Source organism: Photobacterium lucens (assembly GCF_009873615.1).
Classification (GTDB): domain Bacteria; phylum Pseudomonadota; class Gammaproteobacteria; order Enterobacterales; family Vibrionaceae; genus Photobacterium; species Photobacterium lucens.
Map to the genome: position 1 here is coordinate 1 of NZ_SSMG01000331.1, position 591 is coordinate 591.

A 591-nucleotide genomic window follows, 5' to 3' on the forward strand; every position below is an offset into this window, starting at 1 on the left:
TACCATATCCCTTAGCAATAAGAGCCTACTAATCAAACAAAGAATAGAAAATATAAAAATCACAACATATATATTTTTTGCTTCACTCCCTAATGAATATAAACCCCAAGTAACAGGGATAACAAATAAAAGTAATCCACCTATTATGACTTGGTACTTTTTTATATTACCAGTTGCTTGAGCACATATCATTAATGGCGGGGATACAGAGTCAACTAATAATATTAATAATGCTAGTCTAAAAAATTGACTTGAGTATTCAGGAGTTGTGTTAGAAAGCCATAAGTTCATTATGTTTTCAGAATAATAGTAAAATGGTATAACTATTAACGCACATAAATTTAAATATATTCTACTAGCTCGGTAACTTACATTTAGCATCTTATTAATCTCTCCTTTCGCATATAACCTCACGATTGTTGGAGTCAGACTTAATTGCATACTATTTATACCACTATTTATAACACCGCTAAGTTGTGTTGAAACTACCCTAGATGCGTTAAATACCGGTAGAAAATACAAGTTAATTAGAATATTACCACCATAATTTGATAATGCTGATGCTAGATTCCCCCACACACTCCATAAAAT

Annotated in this window: 1 protein-coding gene; it reads right to left on the bottom strand. The window is 31.0% G+C overall.

Features of this window, described 5'->3' with window-relative positions; translation table 11 throughout:
• Positions 1-591 (bottom strand): hypothetical protein (locus E5A76_RS20515; protein WP_222932522.1); only part of this gene is annotated, 591 nt, incomplete at both ends.